Here is a 16,367-nt window from a genome sequence, read left to right as displayed (position 1 = left end):
CGACGTGTCCCGCCGGCCGAGTTTGCCGCCCAATTCACTTCCCCACCCAAAGCCGAATTTTCCAGTTCTGCGAGGGCCTAACGCGGGGAGGAGGTCACGTGTTTTTTTCCTTTCGAGATGCCCGTTGCTTTTTTGCTACTGTCCTGATTGTCGTGCATGGCCATGAGGATATCGGCTTTGAGGATGGATACGGTTTTTCGATTCACCGCCAGTACGCCGGCTGCCTCCATCCGGGTGAATAGACGGCTGATCGTTTCAACTGCAAGGCCGAGATAATTAGCGATGTCGTAGCGCGACATCGTCAGTGTCAGGGTCTTGGCATCGCGCGACAGTCGGCCATAGCGTTCTGAGAGGTTGCGCAGAAAAATAGCGAGTCGCTCCTGCGCCTGCGGGCGCCCCATCATCACCAGATGACGCTGTTCGGCGGCCACATCCCGGCTGATTGCGCGCATCAGTTGGTGTTGCAGCAACGGCACCTCGGCCATTACTTTCTGTAGCTGTATATACGGCAGCTCGCAGATGCTGGTTCGCTCTAAGGCTTCGGCGCCACAAAGATGGTGATCGTCAGCCAGTGCGTCAACGCCGATCAATTCGCCAGGTAAATGGAATCCCAATATCTGTGCGTCGCCCTCGTGGCTTTCCACGACGGTCTTGAGTGAGCCTGATCGCACAACATACAGTGAGTGAAATATCTCGCCTTGGCGATACAGATGGTCACCGCGTTCAAGCAGTCGCTTGTCGCGGACGGCCATATCCAGGCGTTCCAGATCGGCCTGGTTGATTCCTGCAGGAAGACACACTTTGCTTAACGCGCAATGGCTGCAACTGCGTTTGAGCTGACGCAAATCGATTGGGTCAAAAGGCAGGGGGCGATGCTTCATGGTCTCTTCTGCAGATGTAGATAATGTAATGACGATTTAAATGAATACACCATAATGCTGATCCGTCGTTTTAAGAGAGCGACGAATGGTGAAGGTTGAAGGCATGCGGCGAGATAGACGTCATCCTTCAACCGGACTGGCCCGGTAGTGTTGAGCTTAGATCAAGACTAAGACGAATCTATTGATGTAGATCAGTTAGGGGCTGCAGGGATTCGTGTAAAAAAATAGCAAAAAAAACGCCAAGTTATTGATGTGGAAGAAAAATGGAAAGTGTTTGAAGAAGGGCTCGACATGCCGATGATATGTGCGCCACGAATGCTGTGGATCAGGGGTGCTGAGAGTCAGTCAACCCTGGCGAGGGCGGGCTGTTGGGTGATGGCGATGAGGTGTCTGGCATCGCCAGCTGTCGGGCATGTCCCCTGGAGGGGGAGACAGGAATTCAATACCAGTGACTTATGTGATGCCGTGGGGCGATTCTCGCTCGCTCTTCCAAAAAAGCCACGCGTTGCGGGGCTTTTCATTTTGGGCCAGCGTGCCTGAAGTGCGGGCGGCTGCCTTGTCTCGACCGGAGCGTCAATCGCTGCGAAGGAAAGTCCGAGACGTGCGCCGATCAGATGAGATTCTAGGCGTCCTACGGCTGTGGACGATAACAGGTAAGCATGAACGAACACGACGCACTGGCGGTAGAGCCAGTGCAACATGATGGCCGGCTTTCTGTGTAACGCCCAAGGCCGTCGGTGTCAGCCACAGAACGGGTTCACCGAACGCTGCTTGGAGCGCGCCATGAGACTTTATGCAACCCGGCTCAGTTTGAGCCGTTGTGTCCCCGCGTAGGCATGTAGCACTGCCTGCGCAAGAATGTCCAGGCCCTCATCCAGCAGGGCATCGGGTGTGGTCAACGGAGCCATCACTTTCAGTACTTCGTCGTTCGGGCCAGCGCTTTCGATCACCAAGCCATGTTTGAACGCATTCGCGCGTGCAGAGGCGGCGAGTTGAGTGGTCCCGACATCTACCCCCATGAACATGCCGCGCCCCTTGACGCGTGCCCCCGGCACCTGCGCGGCGATCCGCGTCAGTGCTTCGGTCACGCGCTGACCACGCGCTGCCGCTTGCGTGGCGAATGTGTCGTCGGCCCAGAATTTATGCAGCGCGACGCTGGCGGTCAGCATCGCATGGTTGTTGCCGCGGAAGGTGCCGTTGTGTTGGCCAGGACGCCATTGGTCATGCTCGGGTGCGACCAGCAGTAGCGAGAATGGCAGGCCGAAACCGGATAGGGATTTGGACAGTACGATCAGGTCTGGGACCAGGTCCAGCCCATCGAAACTGAAGAAGCCTCCGCTGCGTCCGCAACCTGCCTGGACATCGTCGACGATGACCAGCGCGCCGTGGCGGCGGGCAGCGGCGAATATGCGGCGCAACCAGGGCGTGGACGCCACAAAGCCACGCGTTGCGGGGCTTTTCATTTTGGGCCAGCGTGCCTGAAGTGCGGGCGGCTGCCTTGTCTCGACCGGAGCGTCAATCGCTGCGAAGGAAAGTCCGAGACGTGCGCCGATCAGATGAGATTCTAGGCGTCCTACGGCTGTGGACGATAACAGGTAAGCATGAACGAACACGACGCACTGGCGGTAGAGCCAGTGCAACATGATGGCCGGCTTTCTGTGTAACGCCCAAGGCCGTCGGTGTCAGCCACAGAACGGGTTCACCGAACGCTGCTTGGAGCGCGCCATGAGACTTTATGCAACCCGGCTCAGTTTGAGCCGTTGTGTCCCCGCGTAGGCATGTAGCACTGCCTGCGCAAGAATGTCCAGGCCCTCATCCAGCAGGGCATCGGGTGTGGTCAACGGAGCCATCACTTTCAGTACTTCGTCGTTCGGGCCAGCGCTTTCGATCACCAAGCCATGTTTGAACGCATTCGCGCGTGCAGAGGCGGCGAGTTGAGTGGTCCCGACATCTACCCCCATGAACATGCCGCGCCCCTTGACGCGTGCCCCCGGCACCTGCGCGGCGATCCGCGTCAGTGCTTCGGTCACGCGCTGACCACGCGCTGCCGCTTGCGTGGCGAATGTGTCGTCGGCCCAGAATTTATGCAGCGCGACGCTGGCGGTCAGCATCGCATGGTTGTTGCCGCGGAAGGTGCCGTTGTGTTGGCCAGGACGCCATTGGTCATGCTCGGGTGCGACCAGCAGTAGCGAGAATGGCAGGCCGAAACCGGATAGGGATTTGGACAGTACGATCAGGTCTGGGACCAGGTCCAGCCCATCGAAACTGAAGAAGCCTCCGCTGCGTCCGCAACCTGCCTGGACATCGTCGACGATGACCAGCGCGCCGTGGCGGCGGGCAGCGGCGAATATGCGGCGCAACCAGGGCGTGGACGCCACATTGAGCCCGCCTTCGCCTTGCACCAGTTCCAGGATGATCGCTGCGGGTGGATCGATGCCGCCGGAGGGGTCGTCGAGCATGCCTTCCAGCAAAGCGGCGCTATCCACGCTCTCGCCGAGATAGCCGTCGTAGGGCAATCGGGTGACGCCGGTGTGCGCTAGTTCCATGCGATGGTGGCGATTGCCGGTCGTCGCCAGTGCTCCCATCGATAGGCCATGGTAGGCATTACTGAAGGCAATGACGTTGTGACGCCCAGTAATCTTGCGTGCCAGCTTGAGTGCGGCTTCGACTGCATTGGTACCGGTCGGGCCGGTGAACTGCAGGCGGTGGGTAAGTCCGCGCGGCTTGAGGATTCTTTCCACGAAAGCATCGATGAAATCGTGCTTTGCCTGCGAGTACATATCCAGCGAGAGCGCCAAGCCGCCATTGTGTAGGTGCGCGATCAGCGCCTCGGCCATGTCTGGATCGTTGTGTCCGTAATTGAGCGAGCCGCAGCCGGCTAGGAAGTCGATGTAGCGACGACCCTGTGCATCGAACATCAGGCTTCCCGATGCGCGGACGAACATGGCATCAAACGAGCGGCAGTAGCTGCGGACGTTGGATTCGTGGCGTTGGAATATCAAGCGAGGATCGCTCATGTGGGTCTCTATCGTGTAGCGAAGGTGGCGTGTGCTTAAGTACGCTTGGTGTTGTGAATATGCTGTCGCATGTTCTGCTCGGCCCGGGTAACTGGCCGCAGTCGTTGCTATGCTCGTGTTATCGCGCTTGATGTGTTCACTTTTTACTTGCTGGGCCAAGTATCGGTCCATGTATTGACCGCTATGTGACGGTAAGATGTTTTTTTTGTAGGCGGATGTTCTTTCTGTGGTCGTCGGAAAGAATCTTGTGTTGTGTCTGATGAGCGTATTGGGGTCACTGACAGGATCTCGCCTATGCAGATGCAAATGCTGGCGTGCTTGGGAGACATGAAGGTATTGGCGCGGCGTCGCGTAGCTACAGTTCGAACTCAACCGGCCGTCGCGGGAGATGGTGGGGCAGTTTGTCGAACGCAATGTGCGCGACCCCGAGCGTTCCCCGGAGAGCATCGCGTGTGCCTTGGGCTGGAGTAAGCGCGCGTTCTATCGGGCATTCAAGGGCGAGGACGGGTCGAACAGTGCGCGCAGGAGTGACGCGTGCCAGGCAGCCAGAGCATGACTGGCAAAGATGCGTCCCCATCCTGCTTCCCGCGATGACGATCTCCCATTGGACCTGGCGGAGCGGCTGTGTAACGCGAAGTGCGCAGTCGTGTGATTACCTGTAGGAGGTCGCAGCAGGAAAGCCGGAGGCTGTTGTGGTGGTCGGTGCGTCGCGCACGCTGGACATCCACCACTCGGCCAAGGTCTGGCTATGCGGTTTGGCAAGTACGGTCATGTGATTGCCGGGGCCGTGCCAGGGGCGTAGATCGGCGGCATGGGCGGTCCAAGCTTCGCTCAGCCCCTGATACGTGTCGGCCAGTTGCGTTTTTTCGTGCAGGGCGTTGTCGACAAGCACCAGATGCAAGGTGCCTGGATAGGTCCGGGCAGGTGTGTAGGTGGTCCGGCAGCACTGAGCGAACGTGGTCAGGCTGCCGCGGATCGCCTCGCTGCGCGAGCGCGGCGGCATCAGCCCATGTTCGACCATGATTCGATGCACCGATTGAATCAATGCATCCTGGCCGAGACGATGCAGCGCCTGACGGTCGATGTTCATTGGCGTGCGCACACGCATCTGCAACGCGTCGAGGAAATAGTCCACGATGATGTCGCGCTTGCAGTCGTGCGGAGCCAGGTTGCGATGCGGGGGACGGGTGTCGATCAAGGTCAGGCTGGCGGGCGGCCGGCCGAGGGCATGCAGACGCAATGCCATCTCCAGCACCACCCAGCCGCCGAAAGAATGACCGATCAGATGTAGCGCGGAGGCATTGTTCGCACTACTGGGCAAGGCGTCGAGATAGTGCTGTGCGGCAAGTTCCACCGAGCCAAACGGCGGGCAATTGCCGTCGGTGCCGCGCGGCTGCATGCCGATCACGTGGCAGCTGTGTCCCAGCGCGCTGCTCAGCTCGACGAAACCGGTCATGCTGTCGCCCGCGCCCGGCACACAGACGACAAAGGGTGCTGTCGCGTGCCCCGATTGCAGCGTGACTGCGGAGGCGTATGCCGATGCCGCAACAGTGGATTCGCACGCGCGGAGCGCTTCCGACACGCAGTGACCCAGGCGCGGCAGGTGTTCGGTCTCGATCAGCGAGACATGCGTGCCGGGGACGGCCGCCGATTGTACTTGGCGTGCAGGTAACAGCCGTGTCCAGCCGAGCGAGGTGTCCTTGGGCAAGGGCTCGGACGCATGGAATACCGTCAGTGGGCAGTGTGCGGCAAGCGGCTGCACCCAGTACGTGCGCCACATGCGTTGGAGCGTTGCGTGCATTTGGCTGGTGGCGAAAATCTGCTCCAGGCTGGTCTGCTCGTGAGCGGCCAGATCGTGCAATCGCCGATCTGCATGGGCATGCGCGGCCAGCTCCTGTAACGATGCCTGTTCTGCTTTTGTAAGCAGGTCTTCCAACGCCGCTTGGATGGTCGCGTCGTGATCCGGCGCCTGCTGCAATAGCCGTTGCATGCGTGCGAGCAGATGCTGTTTGGATGCGTCCTCTAGCATGGTCGGATCCGCCGCGCGGTCAGGGCATTGGCAATCGAGTAAGCCCAGGAAGGACACCGGCTCGTCGTGCATGCCCAAGTGCTGGGCGATGGCATAGGCGAGCAGGCCGCCGGAGGAGTCACCGAGCAGCTGATAGGGCCCGTGTGGCTGCACCGCGCGGATCATCTGGACCATCTGCGCGGCCAGCGTTTCCAGCATGGTCGGTAATGGGCCTGGCCAGGGCAGGGCATAGACCGGGATGTCCGCGTCGAGATGTTCTGCCAGCGCGAAGGCGTAGGCGATATCTGCGGCGCCGGTCGGCACCACGAATAGCGGCGGACGTGTGCCTTGGGAGCGGATGGCAAGCGCATGGCTGTCCCGTGCCTGGGGTCCGCCGAGCAGCGGATTGGCCTGCTGACGTGATGTGGGGTGTGCGAGCATGTGATGGAAACAGTGGTGGGCGATTGGCAGTGAGCATCAACCATAGCGCTGTCGGCGAATGTTCGCCAAGCTCGAAGAGCCGGTGTCAGCGACGCCCCAAGCGTAGATGAATTCCTGCGATGTATCGAAAGCGCATTCTTCAAGGCATTGATCGGTTTTACTTGTAAGGGTTCGTGATCACGGGGCTGAACCTCATTGGCGCGCCGACGCTGCAGAATCTGTGTGTCCACGGTATCGTGCCGGGCGTGTGATCGGACAACATTGATGGGCGCGCCGAACGTGCTGCCGGCGACCCGCGCATTGTCAGATGCCTGCAACATGCCGCGACTCATCATGTCGCCACTCATCCCCGGAGGAAGCACACATGTCAATCCAAGACGACGAACAAGATCAGAACTACGTCGTGGTGATCAACCACGAGGAACAATACGCATTGTGGTCTGATGATGCCGACGTCCCGAACGGATGGACGGTGGTGTTCGGGCCGAATCCGAAGCAGGTCTGCTTGGATTATGTCAACCAGCACTGGACCGATATGCGCCCGAAAAGCCTGCGCGACGCGATGGCGGCGGTGGGGCACTGAGCGTCATATCTGTCTCCCTCCTGACGGCGTGTGCCGTTAGGAGGGGCAGGGGGCGCCATCGCGTTGGCGCGCAAGTCACCGTGTGCATCGGATATGGGCTGTGCCTGGGTCAGAGGGTGATCTCGCAACGGCCGAACAGCAGTTCGGCATGGTGACCCGCCGCGCGCGCGGTCGCTTCCAATTGGCGTGCTTCGCGAAATTGCGGCAGATCCTCCGAATACAGGATGCTGGTGATATGGGTGACCCAAGGTTCGGCACCCATGGCGTAGACGTAGAGCCGCTCGGGTAGGAAGAACGCCTGCAGCGCACTGGCCAGTGCGTGGTCGCAGCCATCGAGTCGGCGCGACTGGTCCTCGCCACGGGTCAGCATCTTCTGCAGCAGCGGGCCATACAGCCACGTCGCCGGCGCGCCGACGCACTCCATGCCCAGGAACATGCAGTGGATCTTCGGGAACATGGCTTTCAGTTGCGCATAGCATTCGACCATCGGTGGACGCGAGTCGGCGAACAGCACGCAGACCTTGCCGTCCAATTCCACTGCGTGAACCAGTTTGGCGCGGATATCCAGATCCGCATGCTCGCCGTAGAACGGCGCGCCGACGATTCTTCCGCGCGGGAAGCGCAGTTCCTCGTAGTCGGCCAGTTCCACCACATGGGCAAAGCCGCATTGCTCCAGGCACAGCTTCAGCGAGATATCCTGCAAATCGCCGCCGCCGGCGCGTCCCACCACCACGGTGCCGACGCGGTGACGGATGCGCAGCAGCGATTCCATCACCACATGGTCCTGGTGCGGATGGGTAATCAGCAGGTAATCGATCTTCGCCGGTAGATCGTCGAAGGTGAAATGGTCGATGGCGCATTCGCCCGGATAGCTGATCAGCGGATCGATCAGGATGCTCACGCCCGCGCCTTCGATCAGCACGCAGGCATGGCCGAAGTAACGCACGCGCACCTCGTCCGGGGCCGGATGTTCGGGCAGCGGCGCGTCGGTCAGCAACGCGCGGGCGTCCTCGCGCGTGGTGCCGTTCGGCGCGTAAGCCAGGATCAGATCGATCAGCGCCTCGGCATCGGCCATTCCGCCGCATAACTGGTCCCAGAACGGGTCGGCGAACGGCGCGTTCAATTCCAGCGAGCCGGCGGCCGACGGCAATTGCGGTGTGCTGAGCGCGAACGCGCGCTCCTGGTCGCTGACCGGTTCCAGCACCGCACTTTGCAGGCTGGGGTCGTAAGCGCTGCTGGCGTAGAACTGACGCTCCATGAAGCGCACGCCAGGCTGCTTGCTGACGTCGTAGAAGATTTCCAGCTTGTCGCGAATCAGCGGGTCGAACTTGGCGTATAGCCCGGCCAGGCCCGCACCCTTGGCCTGGCTCTGCAACACACTGTAGACCGCGCTGATCGCATCGGCATACTGCAACTGCGTCGCGCAGCGTTGTAGGGTCTGGTCGCGGAAGGCGCGGATGTCGGCCACATCGCCGGCATGATCGATGAAGGGGCCGCCGCGCATGTCTGGCTCGCGCAGCGCCGCGCGGTGCTGCTGCGGATCCTCAAGAAACGACTCCATCATCGATAGATGCGAGTGTTGCGTGTACAGGCCGAAGGTCAACGGCGAGATCAGATACGGATGCGCAAACCATCCGTTGACGCGCGGAAGCAGACGGACATGTTCGGAGAGCCGGAACCAGGGGGATGTCATCATGAGCGGGCCTGACTAGAAACGTGCGGCAGGGGGGGGCGTGCAGTGTGGCATTCCAGGCCGCGCGTTGGCTTACACCATTGTTGCAGCGGCTTGTCGCCGCGCGACACGCCGCAGGCCAGGTGCGCTTGGGGACTAGCGCACCCCGTGCATCATCCGCCGCAATAGCGGGGCGGCGAGGAAGGCCAGCACCGCACAGCCCGCGCCGATCCACAGCATGAGCCAGAACAGATGCGCGTACTTGGCGGCGGCGTCGGCGAGGTCGAGCGACTGACCATCCGGCACCTCGATCGCAGCCAGCTTGCCGAACAGCGCCGCCAGCGTCTCCGAGAACGCGGTCGCCAGGAACCAAGTGCCCATCATCAGGCTGACCACGCGCGGCACCGCAAGCTGGCTCACCGCCGATAGGCCGACCGGCGACAGGCACATCTCGCCGATCTCCAGCACGAAGTAGGCCAGCACCAGCCACCAGACGCTGGCGACCTGCCCGCTGGCGCCGACCTGCTGCGCGGCCAGCGCCAACGGGATGAACGAGAGCCCGGCCAGCAGCAGGCCCAGCGCCGACTTGGCCGGCTTGGACGGTTCGCACCCGTGCCGCGCCAGCCACGCCCATAGCGCCGCGAACAGCGGCGCCAGCAGCACCAGGAACAGCGCCCCCAGGTAGGTCAGCGAACCGGCGGTCTGCGGTAACACCAGGCAGTCGCGGAGCAGGAACAGCAGCATCAACGCACTGACCGCGACGAACAGCGTGCGCGGCGCGGCTGAGCCTGGGCGGCGCTCGGAGAGCACGGCGGCCAGCATGAAGCCCAGCGGCGCCAGCAACAGCGAGGCGATCGACCATGGCAGCGGCGTGCCGTCGCGGATCACCAGCATCGGCACGATGTCCTTGGTCATCAATCGGTCGCTGAAGGTGACCCACGACCCATAGGTCTGCTCGTACAGGGTGAAATACACCAGCGCCATGGCGATCAGCACCATCAGCGCGATCATCTGCTGGCGCTGTGCCGGGGTGCATTGCGTGCCGGTAAACCAGGCGAACCACAACAGCACCGCGCCGAGCACCAGCAGCATCAGCAACAAGGCCAGCGAGATTTCCCCGCCCAGGCTGAAGGCACCGTTGGCCGCGGCCCACATCAGTGCGGCGACCGGGACCACGCCCAGCACCGCCGTCAGGTAAATGGCCCATTCGCGTTGCAGCCCGAGCACGCGTTCGCGCAGCAGCGCCGGCTGTGCCGGTTCGGCATGCCCGTGCAGATATTTCTGCCCCCACAGGAACATGCCCAGGCCGAGCAACATGCCGATGCCGGCGGCGCCGAAACCGTAGCGCCAGCCATAGGCTTCGCCGAGGAAGCCGCAGACCAGCGAGGCGAACAGCGCGCCGAGATTGATCCCGGCATAGAACAGCGAGAACCCGGCATCGCGGCGCGGATCGTCTGCGCAATAGAGCTTGCCGACGATGGTGGAGATGTTCGGCTTGAGGAAGCCCACGCCCATGATGATCAGCGCCAGCGACAGATAGGTCACCCCCAACGACGCGGTATCACGCACGACCACGCCCTGCACCCGGGTGGCGGCATGGCCCTCGAACGCCATGCCCAGGTGGCCGAGCACCAGTAACAGACCGCCGAACACAACCGCCTTGCGCATGCCCAGCCAGCGGTCGGCGAGCAACCCGCCCAGCACCGGCACGCAGTACACCAGTCCACCGTAGGCGCCGAGCAGGTCGAGCCCGGCCTTGTCGCCGAACAGGTGGTATTTGGTCAGGTACAGCAGCAACAACGCCTTCATCCCGTAGAAGGAAAAACGTTCCCACATCTCGGTGAAGAAACAGACGTAGACGCCCTTGGGATGACCAAGGAAGTCGTCGCGCGTATCGCGCAGCGGGAGCGAGGACACAGGCACAGCGGATCTCAACAGGCAGCAACCGCGCAGTATTATGTCCGCCGCCGCTTTTGCCTGCTATGCGCGCGGTGTGTGCCGCCAGCCGAGTGCCCACGCACTGGACTTGCCACGCTCCAGCCGCTAGCGTGCGGGGCGTTTTTCGTTTCGGGGATTACCATGAAGACCACTGCCGCGCCGCGTCAGCTCACCTTCCGTGCGGTCGTGCTGGCGATTGTGCTGGCCGTGGTGCTGTCCGCCGCCAATGCCTATCTCGGTCTGTTCGCCGGGCTGACCATCGCCACCGCAATTCCGGCGGCGGTGGTGTCGATGGGTGTGCTGCGCCTGCTCGGCGGCGGCACCATACTGGAAAACAACATCGTGCAGACCGGCGCATCGGCCGGCTCGTCGATTGCGGCCGGGGTGATCTTCACCATCCCGGCGCTGGTCATCATGGGCTACTGGCCGGACTTCAAGTATTGGTGGGTGCTGGGCATCGCGGGCATGGGCGGCCTGCTCGGGGTGTTGTTCTCGGTGCCGCTGCGCCGGGCGATGATCGTCGAGGATCCGCTGCCGTTTCCCGAGGGCAAGGCTGCCGCGGAAGTCCTCAAGGCCGGCGAGAACCCCGGTCCCGGGCTGAAGATCCTGAGCGTGTCGGCCGCCATCGGCGGGCTGGTCAAACTCGGCGCGGCCAGTGGTTTGAAGGTCATTCCCGATACCTGGGCGCAGGCGGCTTATCTGGCTGGCAGCAAGATGGTCGGCTACGTCGGCACCAGCCTGTCGCCGGCATTGCTGGGCGTGGGTTACATCGTCGGACTGAACGTCGGCATCGTGGTGCTGTTCGGCTCGATCCTGTCCTGGCATCTGGCCATCCCGCTGTACCAGCAGTATTTCATGGGCACCGACCCGGTGCTGGCGCACAGCCTGGCGGGCGCGTCGGCGGCCGAGGCGGCGTTCGGCATCTGGGCCGCCAAAGTGCGCTACCTCGGCGTGGGCGCCATGCTGATCGGCGGCGTGTGGACGCTGTTCTCGCTGCGTCGCTCGCTACTGTCCGGAATCAAGAGCGGCTTCGCCGCCGCGCGCAAGCGCAGCGACGGCAACGTCGTCGCCGACACCGATCGCGACCTGCCGATGAAGTGGATGCTGCTGGCGCTGTTGCTGTGCACGCTGCCGCTGCTGGTCCTGTACCAGACCATCGTTGGCCAGTGGCATGTCAGCGTGCCGATGACGGTCATCATGATCGTCGCCGGCTTTTTGTTCGTCTCGGTCTCCGGGTACCTGGCGGGTTTGATCGGCTCGTCGAACAATCCGGTATCGGGCATCACCATCTCCACCATTTTGTTCGCCTCGGCGGTGCTGGTGCTGCTGCTCGGTCGCGATTCGCCCATCGGCGCGGTCGCCGCGATCATGATCGGGGCGGTGGTGTGCTGCGCCGCCGCGGTCGGTGGCGACAACCTGCAGGATCTGAAAGCCGGCTATTTGGTCGGGGCGACGCCGTGGAAACAGCAATTGATGCTGGCCATCGGCGCGTTCTCCTGCGCGTTGATCATGGCCCCGGTCTTGAACCTGCTGGCACAGGCCTATGGCATCGGTGCGGCGACACCGCAGCATCCCAATGCGCTGGCCGCGCCGCAAGCCACGCTGATGGCATCGGTGGCCAAGGGCTTGTTCGGCGGCGAACTGCCCTGGACCATGATCTGGATCGGCATGGGGGTTGGTGCGGCGATCATTGCCGTGGATGGGTGGCTCAAGCGGACCGGCAAGCGCTTCCGTGCGCCGGTGCTGGCGGCGGCCATCGGCATCTACCTGCCGCTGGAGCTGATGGTGCCGATTTTTCTCGGTGGCCTGATCGCGCATCTGGTCGAGCGCTTCCACCACATCCACGCCGACGACGAAGCCGGGCGCGACCGCGTGCATCGTCCCGGCGTGCTGTTCTCCGCCGGCCTGATTACCGGCGAGGCGTTGATGGGGATCGCCATCGCCGTGCCGATCGTGCTCTCCGGCCGTGCCGACGTGCTTGCGCTGCCGGGCGCATTCCATCTGAACCAGTGGTACGGCCTTGCCCTGCTCGCGCTCGTCGGTGGCTTGCTCTACCGTACTGGCCGCAAGGGGGAAGTGGCTGCTCCGCCGCAGCGGTGAGGCCTGCGCCATGGCGTTGTGCCGTCGCCGCTCATCTCTGCCGCGTGGCGGGTGTGCGGCTGGCGCAGCCGCGCCGACGTGCGCCATGCGGGTCGACGCCGCACGGCTGTTCGCCTCATTCACAGCTTCCCTCGGGCACGCCCCAGTTCAGCGTTTTGCCATGACTGCATGCTCTTTGCGCCACGCCCCCCACCACGCCTACCATCAAATTTTTGCCCCGCTCCGGAGACCCCCTCGATGATCTTGCGCTATGCCCTGCTGCCCTTGGCCCTGCTGACCGCGTTGCCCGCGCTGGCGGCCCCTCGCGGTTTCGATGTCCGCGATATGGTGGCGCTGGATCGGGTGTCCTCGCCGTTGTTGACCTCCGATGGCCGCAGCGTGATCTTCGCCAAGCGGCAGATGGACAAGAGCACCGACAAGGCCAGCACCGCGCTGTGGCTGCGTGATCTGCGCGGCGGCGACGCGGCCACGCCCAAGCGCTTGACCCCGGAGGGCTGGAACGTCAATACACCGGAGCTGTCGGCCGACGGCAAGACCGTGTACTTCCTCAGCGCCAAGTCTGGCCGACAACAGGTGTACGCGCTGCCGCTGGCCGGTGGCACGCCGCGTCAGCTCACCGATGTGCCGCTGGATGTGGACAGCTACCACGTCGCGCCGCAGGGCGACCGCCTTGCCTTCAGTGCCGCCGTGTTCCAGGACTGCCTCTCGGACCTGGGTTGCACCCAGAAACGTCTGGACGCCAAGAAACAGGCCAAGGCCAGCGGCGAGGTATTCGATCATCTGTTCGTGCGCCACTGGGATACATGGAACGATGGCCGCCGCAATAGCCTGTTCGTCGCCGCGCTGCCGAGTGCGGCCAATGCGGCCAAGGCCAAGCCGGTGATCGCCGCCAAGGCGGTCAGTGTCACCCTGGACGGCGACGTCCCGTCCAAGCCGTTCGGCGGTGGCGAGGACTACACCTGGGCGCCGGACGGACAATCGCTGGTCGCCAGCGTGCGCGTGGCGGGCCGCCAGGAGCCCTGGTCGACCAACTTCGACCTGTATCGACTGGACCCGGCCGGCAAGGCGGCACCGGTCAATCTGACCGCATCCAATCCGGCCTGGGATGCCGGCCCGGTCTTCTCCGCCGACGGTAAGACCCTGTACTACCGCGCGATGAAACGCCCCGGTTTCGAAGCCGACCGATTCGAGCTGATGGCGATGGACGTGGCCAGCGGCAAGACCCGCGCGATCGCCCCGCAGTGGGACCGTTCGGCGACCGGCATCGTACTCTCGGCCAACGGCGCCAGCCTCTACACCACCGCCGACGACATCGGCCAGCATCCGCTGTTCGCGGTCGATCTCGCCAGCGGCCAGGTCCGTCGCCTCGTCGCCGACGGGACCATCGGCACACCGGTGGTGGCCGGCGACACCTTGGCCTTCACCCATGACAGCCTCAAGAGCGGCGACCAGATTGTCGTCGCCGACGCCGATGGTCAGCACGCCCGTGCCATCACTCCCAGCGCCAGCGAGCTGCTGCCCGGTGTGGCCTTCGGCGACTACGAGCAGTTCGCGTTCAAGGGCTGGAACAACGACACCGTGCACGGCTACGTGGTCAAGCCGTACAACTACCAGGAAGGCAAGACCTATCCGGTCGCGTTCCTCATCCACGGCGGCCCGCAAGGCACGTTCGGCAACGGCTGGAGTTACCGCTGGAACCCGCAGACATATGCGGGGCAGGGCTACGCCGTGGTGATGATCGACTTCCACGGTTCCACCGGCTACGGCCAGGCTTTCACCGACGCGATCAGCCAGCACTGGGGCGACCGCCCGCTGGAAGACCTGCAAAAAGGCTGGGAGGCGGCGCAGAAAAAATATCGTTTCCTCAATGGCAATAAAGCCTGCGCGCTCGGCGCCAGCTACGGCGGCTACATGGTGTACTGGATGGCCGGCAACTGGAATCAACCCTGGAAGTGCCTGGTCGATCACGATGGCGTGTTCGACAACCGCATGATGGGGTATGCCACCGAGGAACTGTGGTTCAGCGAATGGGAAAATGGCGGCACACCATGGCAGAACCCGGCTGGCTACGAAAAGTTCAACCCGATTACGCACGTGGATAAATGGAAAGTACCGATGCTGGTGATTCACGGCCAGCAGGATTTCCGTATTCCGATGGAGCAGGGCTTGGCGGCGTTCGGCGCATTACAGCGCAAAGGCATCGAATCCAAGTTTCTGTATTTCCCAGATGAGAATCATTGGGTGCTCAAGCCGCAGAACAGCATTTTGTGGCACGACACCGTCAATGGATGGTTGAAGCAGCATCTCGGGGAATGAATGCAATCGGGGAGGCCGATCCCGCATTCCCGTAGAGCGCATCCGTAATATCCGCCATCGGGCCGGCACGCCGCCTGATGGCGGACTTCTTCAAGCAAGTCGCACCGCAACCGCGCGATTTCCCGTCAATGGGCGCGCGGCACGCAATTACTCCGCAAGCGGAGCCTGAGGCAGCGCCGCAATCGGTCGCTGACATTGCATGGCGTGAAATTGACGGTTTTTCCATACCTGGCGTTGACAGTCATGCCGTACCTGGCGCAGCATGCGGTTTCAATGCGGCGATACAGGGATGGAGGCAGCAATGAAAGGAATCAAATCGGCTGGTGTCGGTGTTTTATTCCTGGCGATGGCGGGCCTGTACCTCGCCGGCCGAGGATGGCGGACGCGGTTGAGCGTGCATAGCCTGCTGGTGCCGAATACTTGGATAAAGTATTCCAAACTCATCCACCAGCCTGCCTATCTGCCCTATGTGGGCAAGAGTGAGCTGGCTGGTGCGCTGGGTTTCGACGTAACGCTGCTTGCTTGGCTGAGCGTGCTGATTGCGTTGTTCAACCCATGCATGAATTTCCTGCACATTCTTGTGGCGTAAGATCACAGGTGTGTTGGGGGAGTTGCTCAAAATCAAAAGGAGAGGTCACGCGCGATGAGCCAGGACACCGACGATCACAGCGACAACCCCTATCGCCCGCGCAAACTCAATGGGCGCGCGGCACGCAATTACTCCGCAAGCGGAGCCTGAGGCAGCGCCGCAATCGGTCGCTGACATTGCATGGCGTGAAATTGACGGTTTTTCCATACCTGGCGTTGACAGTCATGCCGTACCTGGCGCAGCATGCGGTTTCAATGCGGCGATACAGGGATGGAGGCAGCAATGAAAGGAATCAAATCGGCTGGTGTCGGTGTTTTATTCCTGGCGATGGCGGGCCTGTACCTCGCCGGCCGAGGATGGCGGACGCGGTTGAGCGTGCATAGCCTGCTGGTGCCGAATACTTGGATAAAGTATTCCAAACTCATCCACCAGCCTGCCTATCTGCCCTATGTGGGCAAGAGTGAGCTGGCTGGTGCGCTGGGTTTCGACGTAACGCTGCTTGCTTGGCTGAGCGTGCTGATTGCGTTGTTCAACCCATGCATGAATTTCCTGCACATTCTTGTGGCGTAAGATCACAGGTGTGTTGGGGGAGTTGCTCAAAATCAAAAGGAGAGGTCACGCGCGATGAGCCAGGACACCGACGATCACAGCGACAACCCCTATCGCCCGCGCAAACTCAAAGTGCGCGATCGGCTGCACGATCTGCAGCTCCTGCGCGATATGGCCATCATCAATGCGCGGGTGCGCGCCGAGCTTGGGCCACTGCCACCTGGCGGATTGCCGGTGCAACCCAAGCGCAAACCCGCGTGGCCACCGCACCTG

11 protein-coding genes and 1 pseudogene are annotated in these 16,367 nt (G+C 62.5%); 6 read left to right on the top strand and 6 right to left on the bottom strand.

The window, feature by feature from the left end:
- Window positions 1-77 precede the first annotated feature (77 nt).
- The 4 genes from XANALMUS060_RS15690 to XANALMUS060_RS15675 form a co-directional block, all read right to left on the bottom strand.
- Window positions 78-881 carry a cyclic nucleotide-binding domain-containing protein gene (locus XANALMUS060_RS15690; protein WP_045739230.1) on the bottom strand — a complete coding sequence of 268 codons (804 nt, stop codon included), beginning with the start codon at window positions 879-881 and terminating at the stop codon, window positions 78-80.
- 791 nt (window positions 882-1,672) lie between these two features.
- Window positions 1,673-2,344, bottom strand: coding sequence for an aminotransferase class III-fold pyridoxal phosphate-dependent enzyme (locus tag XANALMUS060_RS15685; RefSeq protein WP_235430546.1), 672 nt, complete (start codon window positions 2,342-2,344; stop codon window positions 1,673-1,675).
- Between the two features lie 270 nt (window positions 2,345-2,614).
- Entirely contained in the window at window positions 2,615-3,898 is a 1,284-nt protein-coding gene (ectB, locus tag XANALMUS060_RS15680) for a diaminobutyrate--2-oxoglutarate transaminase (protein ID WP_045739229.1), read from the bottom strand.
- 652 nt (window positions 3,899-4,550) lie between these two features.
- Window positions 4,551-6,347, bottom strand: a complete 1,797-nt coding sequence (locus XANALMUS060_RS15675) for an alpha/beta fold hydrolase (protein WP_045739228.1) — start codon at window positions 6,345-6,347, stop codon at window positions 4,551-4,553.
- A gap of 364 nt (window positions 6,348-6,711) precedes the next feature.
- Between XANALMUS060_RS15675 and XANALMUS060_RS15670 the strand changes: the two genes are divergently transcribed.
- Window positions 6,712-6,930 (top strand): MbtH family NRPS accessory protein, encoded by a 219-nt coding sequence (locus tag XANALMUS060_RS15670; protein WP_045739227.1) that lies wholly within the window; start codon window positions 6,712-6,714, stop codon window positions 6,928-6,930.
- Window positions 6,931-7,039: 109 nt separating this feature from the next.
- On the opposite strand, the gene XANALMUS060_RS15665 is transcribed toward XANALMUS060_RS15670, so the two are convergent.
- Window positions 7,040-8,626, bottom strand: coding sequence for an MBL fold metallo-hydrolase (locus XANALMUS060_RS15665; protein ID WP_235430544.1), 1,587 nt, complete (start codon window positions 8,624-8,626; stop codon window positions 7,040-7,042).
- Window positions 8,627-8,758: 132 nt separating this feature from the next.
- Window positions 8,759-10,525 carry an oligopeptide:H+ symporter gene (locus XANALMUS060_RS15660; protein WP_045739226.1) on the bottom strand — a complete coding sequence of 589 codons (1,767 nt, stop codon included), beginning with the start codon at window positions 10,523-10,525 and terminating at the stop codon, window positions 8,759-8,761.
- Between the two features lie 156 nt (window positions 10,526-10,681).
- Here XANALMUS060_RS15660 and XANALMUS060_RS15655 point away from each other — a divergent pair, with 156 nt between their 5' ends.
- The 5 genes and pseudogenes from XANALMUS060_RS15655 to XANALMUS060_RS15635 all read left to right on the top strand — a co-directional run.
- A complete protein-coding gene (locus XANALMUS060_RS15655) occupies window positions 10,682-12,640 on the top strand; it encodes an oligopeptide transporter, OPT family (RefSeq protein WP_045739225.1) in 1,959 nt (652 codons plus the stop codon).
- Window positions 12,641-12,877: 237 nt separating this feature from the next.
- Entirely contained in the window at window positions 12,878-14,956 is a 2,079-nt protein-coding gene (locus XANALMUS060_RS15650) for a S9 family peptidase (protein WP_045739224.1), read from the top strand.
- Between the two features lie 301 nt (window positions 14,957-15,257).
- Window positions 15,258-15,545 carry a hypothetical protein gene (locus XANALMUS060_RS15645; RefSeq protein ID WP_152640539.1) on the top strand — a complete coding sequence of 96 codons (288 nt, stop codon included), beginning with the start codon at window positions 15,258-15,260 and terminating at the stop codon, window positions 15,543-15,545.
- Between the two features lie 282 nt (window positions 15,546-15,827).
- Window positions 15,828-16,115 carry a hypothetical protein gene (locus XANALMUS060_RS15640; protein WP_152640539.1) on the top strand — a complete coding sequence of 96 codons (288 nt, stop codon included), beginning with the start codon at window positions 15,828-15,830 and terminating at the stop codon, window positions 16,113-16,115.
- Between the two features lie 54 nt (window positions 16,116-16,169).
- Window positions 16,170-16,367, top strand: a pseudogene (locus XANALMUS060_RS15635) (hypothetical protein); the annotation flags it as partial.

Source organism: Xanthomonas sp. MUS 060 (genome assembly GCF_000963215.1).
GTDB lineage: Bacteria > Pseudomonadota > Gammaproteobacteria > Xanthomonadales > Xanthomonadaceae > Xanthomonas_A.
Note: the sequence above shows the minus strand (reverse complement) of the source record. Positions and strands in the feature narration are given on the sequence as shown.

Coding starts and splice junctions, on each gene's coding strand:
- XANALMUS060_RS15690 (WP_045739230.1), bottom strand. CDS start 881: ATGAAGCATCGCCCCCTGCCTTTTGACCCAATCGATTTGCGTCAGCTC.
- XANALMUS060_RS15685 (WP_235430546.1), bottom strand. CDS start 2,344: ATGAAAAGCCCCGCAACGCGTGGCTTTGTGGCGTCCACGCCCTGGTTG.
- ectB (WP_045739229.1), bottom strand. CDS start 3,898: ATGAGCGATCCTCGCTTGATATTCCAACGCCACGAATCCAACGTCCGC.
- XANALMUS060_RS15675 (WP_045739228.1), bottom strand. CDS start 6,347: ATGCTCGCACACCCCACATCACGTCAGCAGGCCAATCCGCTGCTCGGC.
- XANALMUS060_RS15670 (WP_045739227.1), top strand. CDS start 6,712: ATGTCAATCCAAGACGACGAACAAGATCAGAACTACGTCGTGGTGATC.
- XANALMUS060_RS15665 (WP_235430544.1), bottom strand. CDS start 8,626: ATGATGACATCCCCCTGGTTCCGGCTCTCCGAACATGTCCGTCTGCTT.
- XANALMUS060_RS15655 (WP_045739225.1), top strand. CDS start 10,682: ATGAAGACCACTGCCGCGCCGCGTCAGCTCACCTTCCGTGCGGTCGTG.
- XANALMUS060_RS15650 (WP_045739224.1), top strand. CDS start 12,878: ATGATCTTGCGCTATGCCCTGCTGCCCTTGGCCCTGCTGACCGCGTTG.
- XANALMUS060_RS15645 (WP_152640539.1), top strand. CDS start 15,258: ATGAAAGGAATCAAATCGGCTGGTGTCGGTGTTTTATTCCTGGCGATG.
- XANALMUS060_RS15640 (WP_152640539.1), top strand. CDS start 15,828: ATGAAAGGAATCAAATCGGCTGGTGTCGGTGTTTTATTCCTGGCGATG.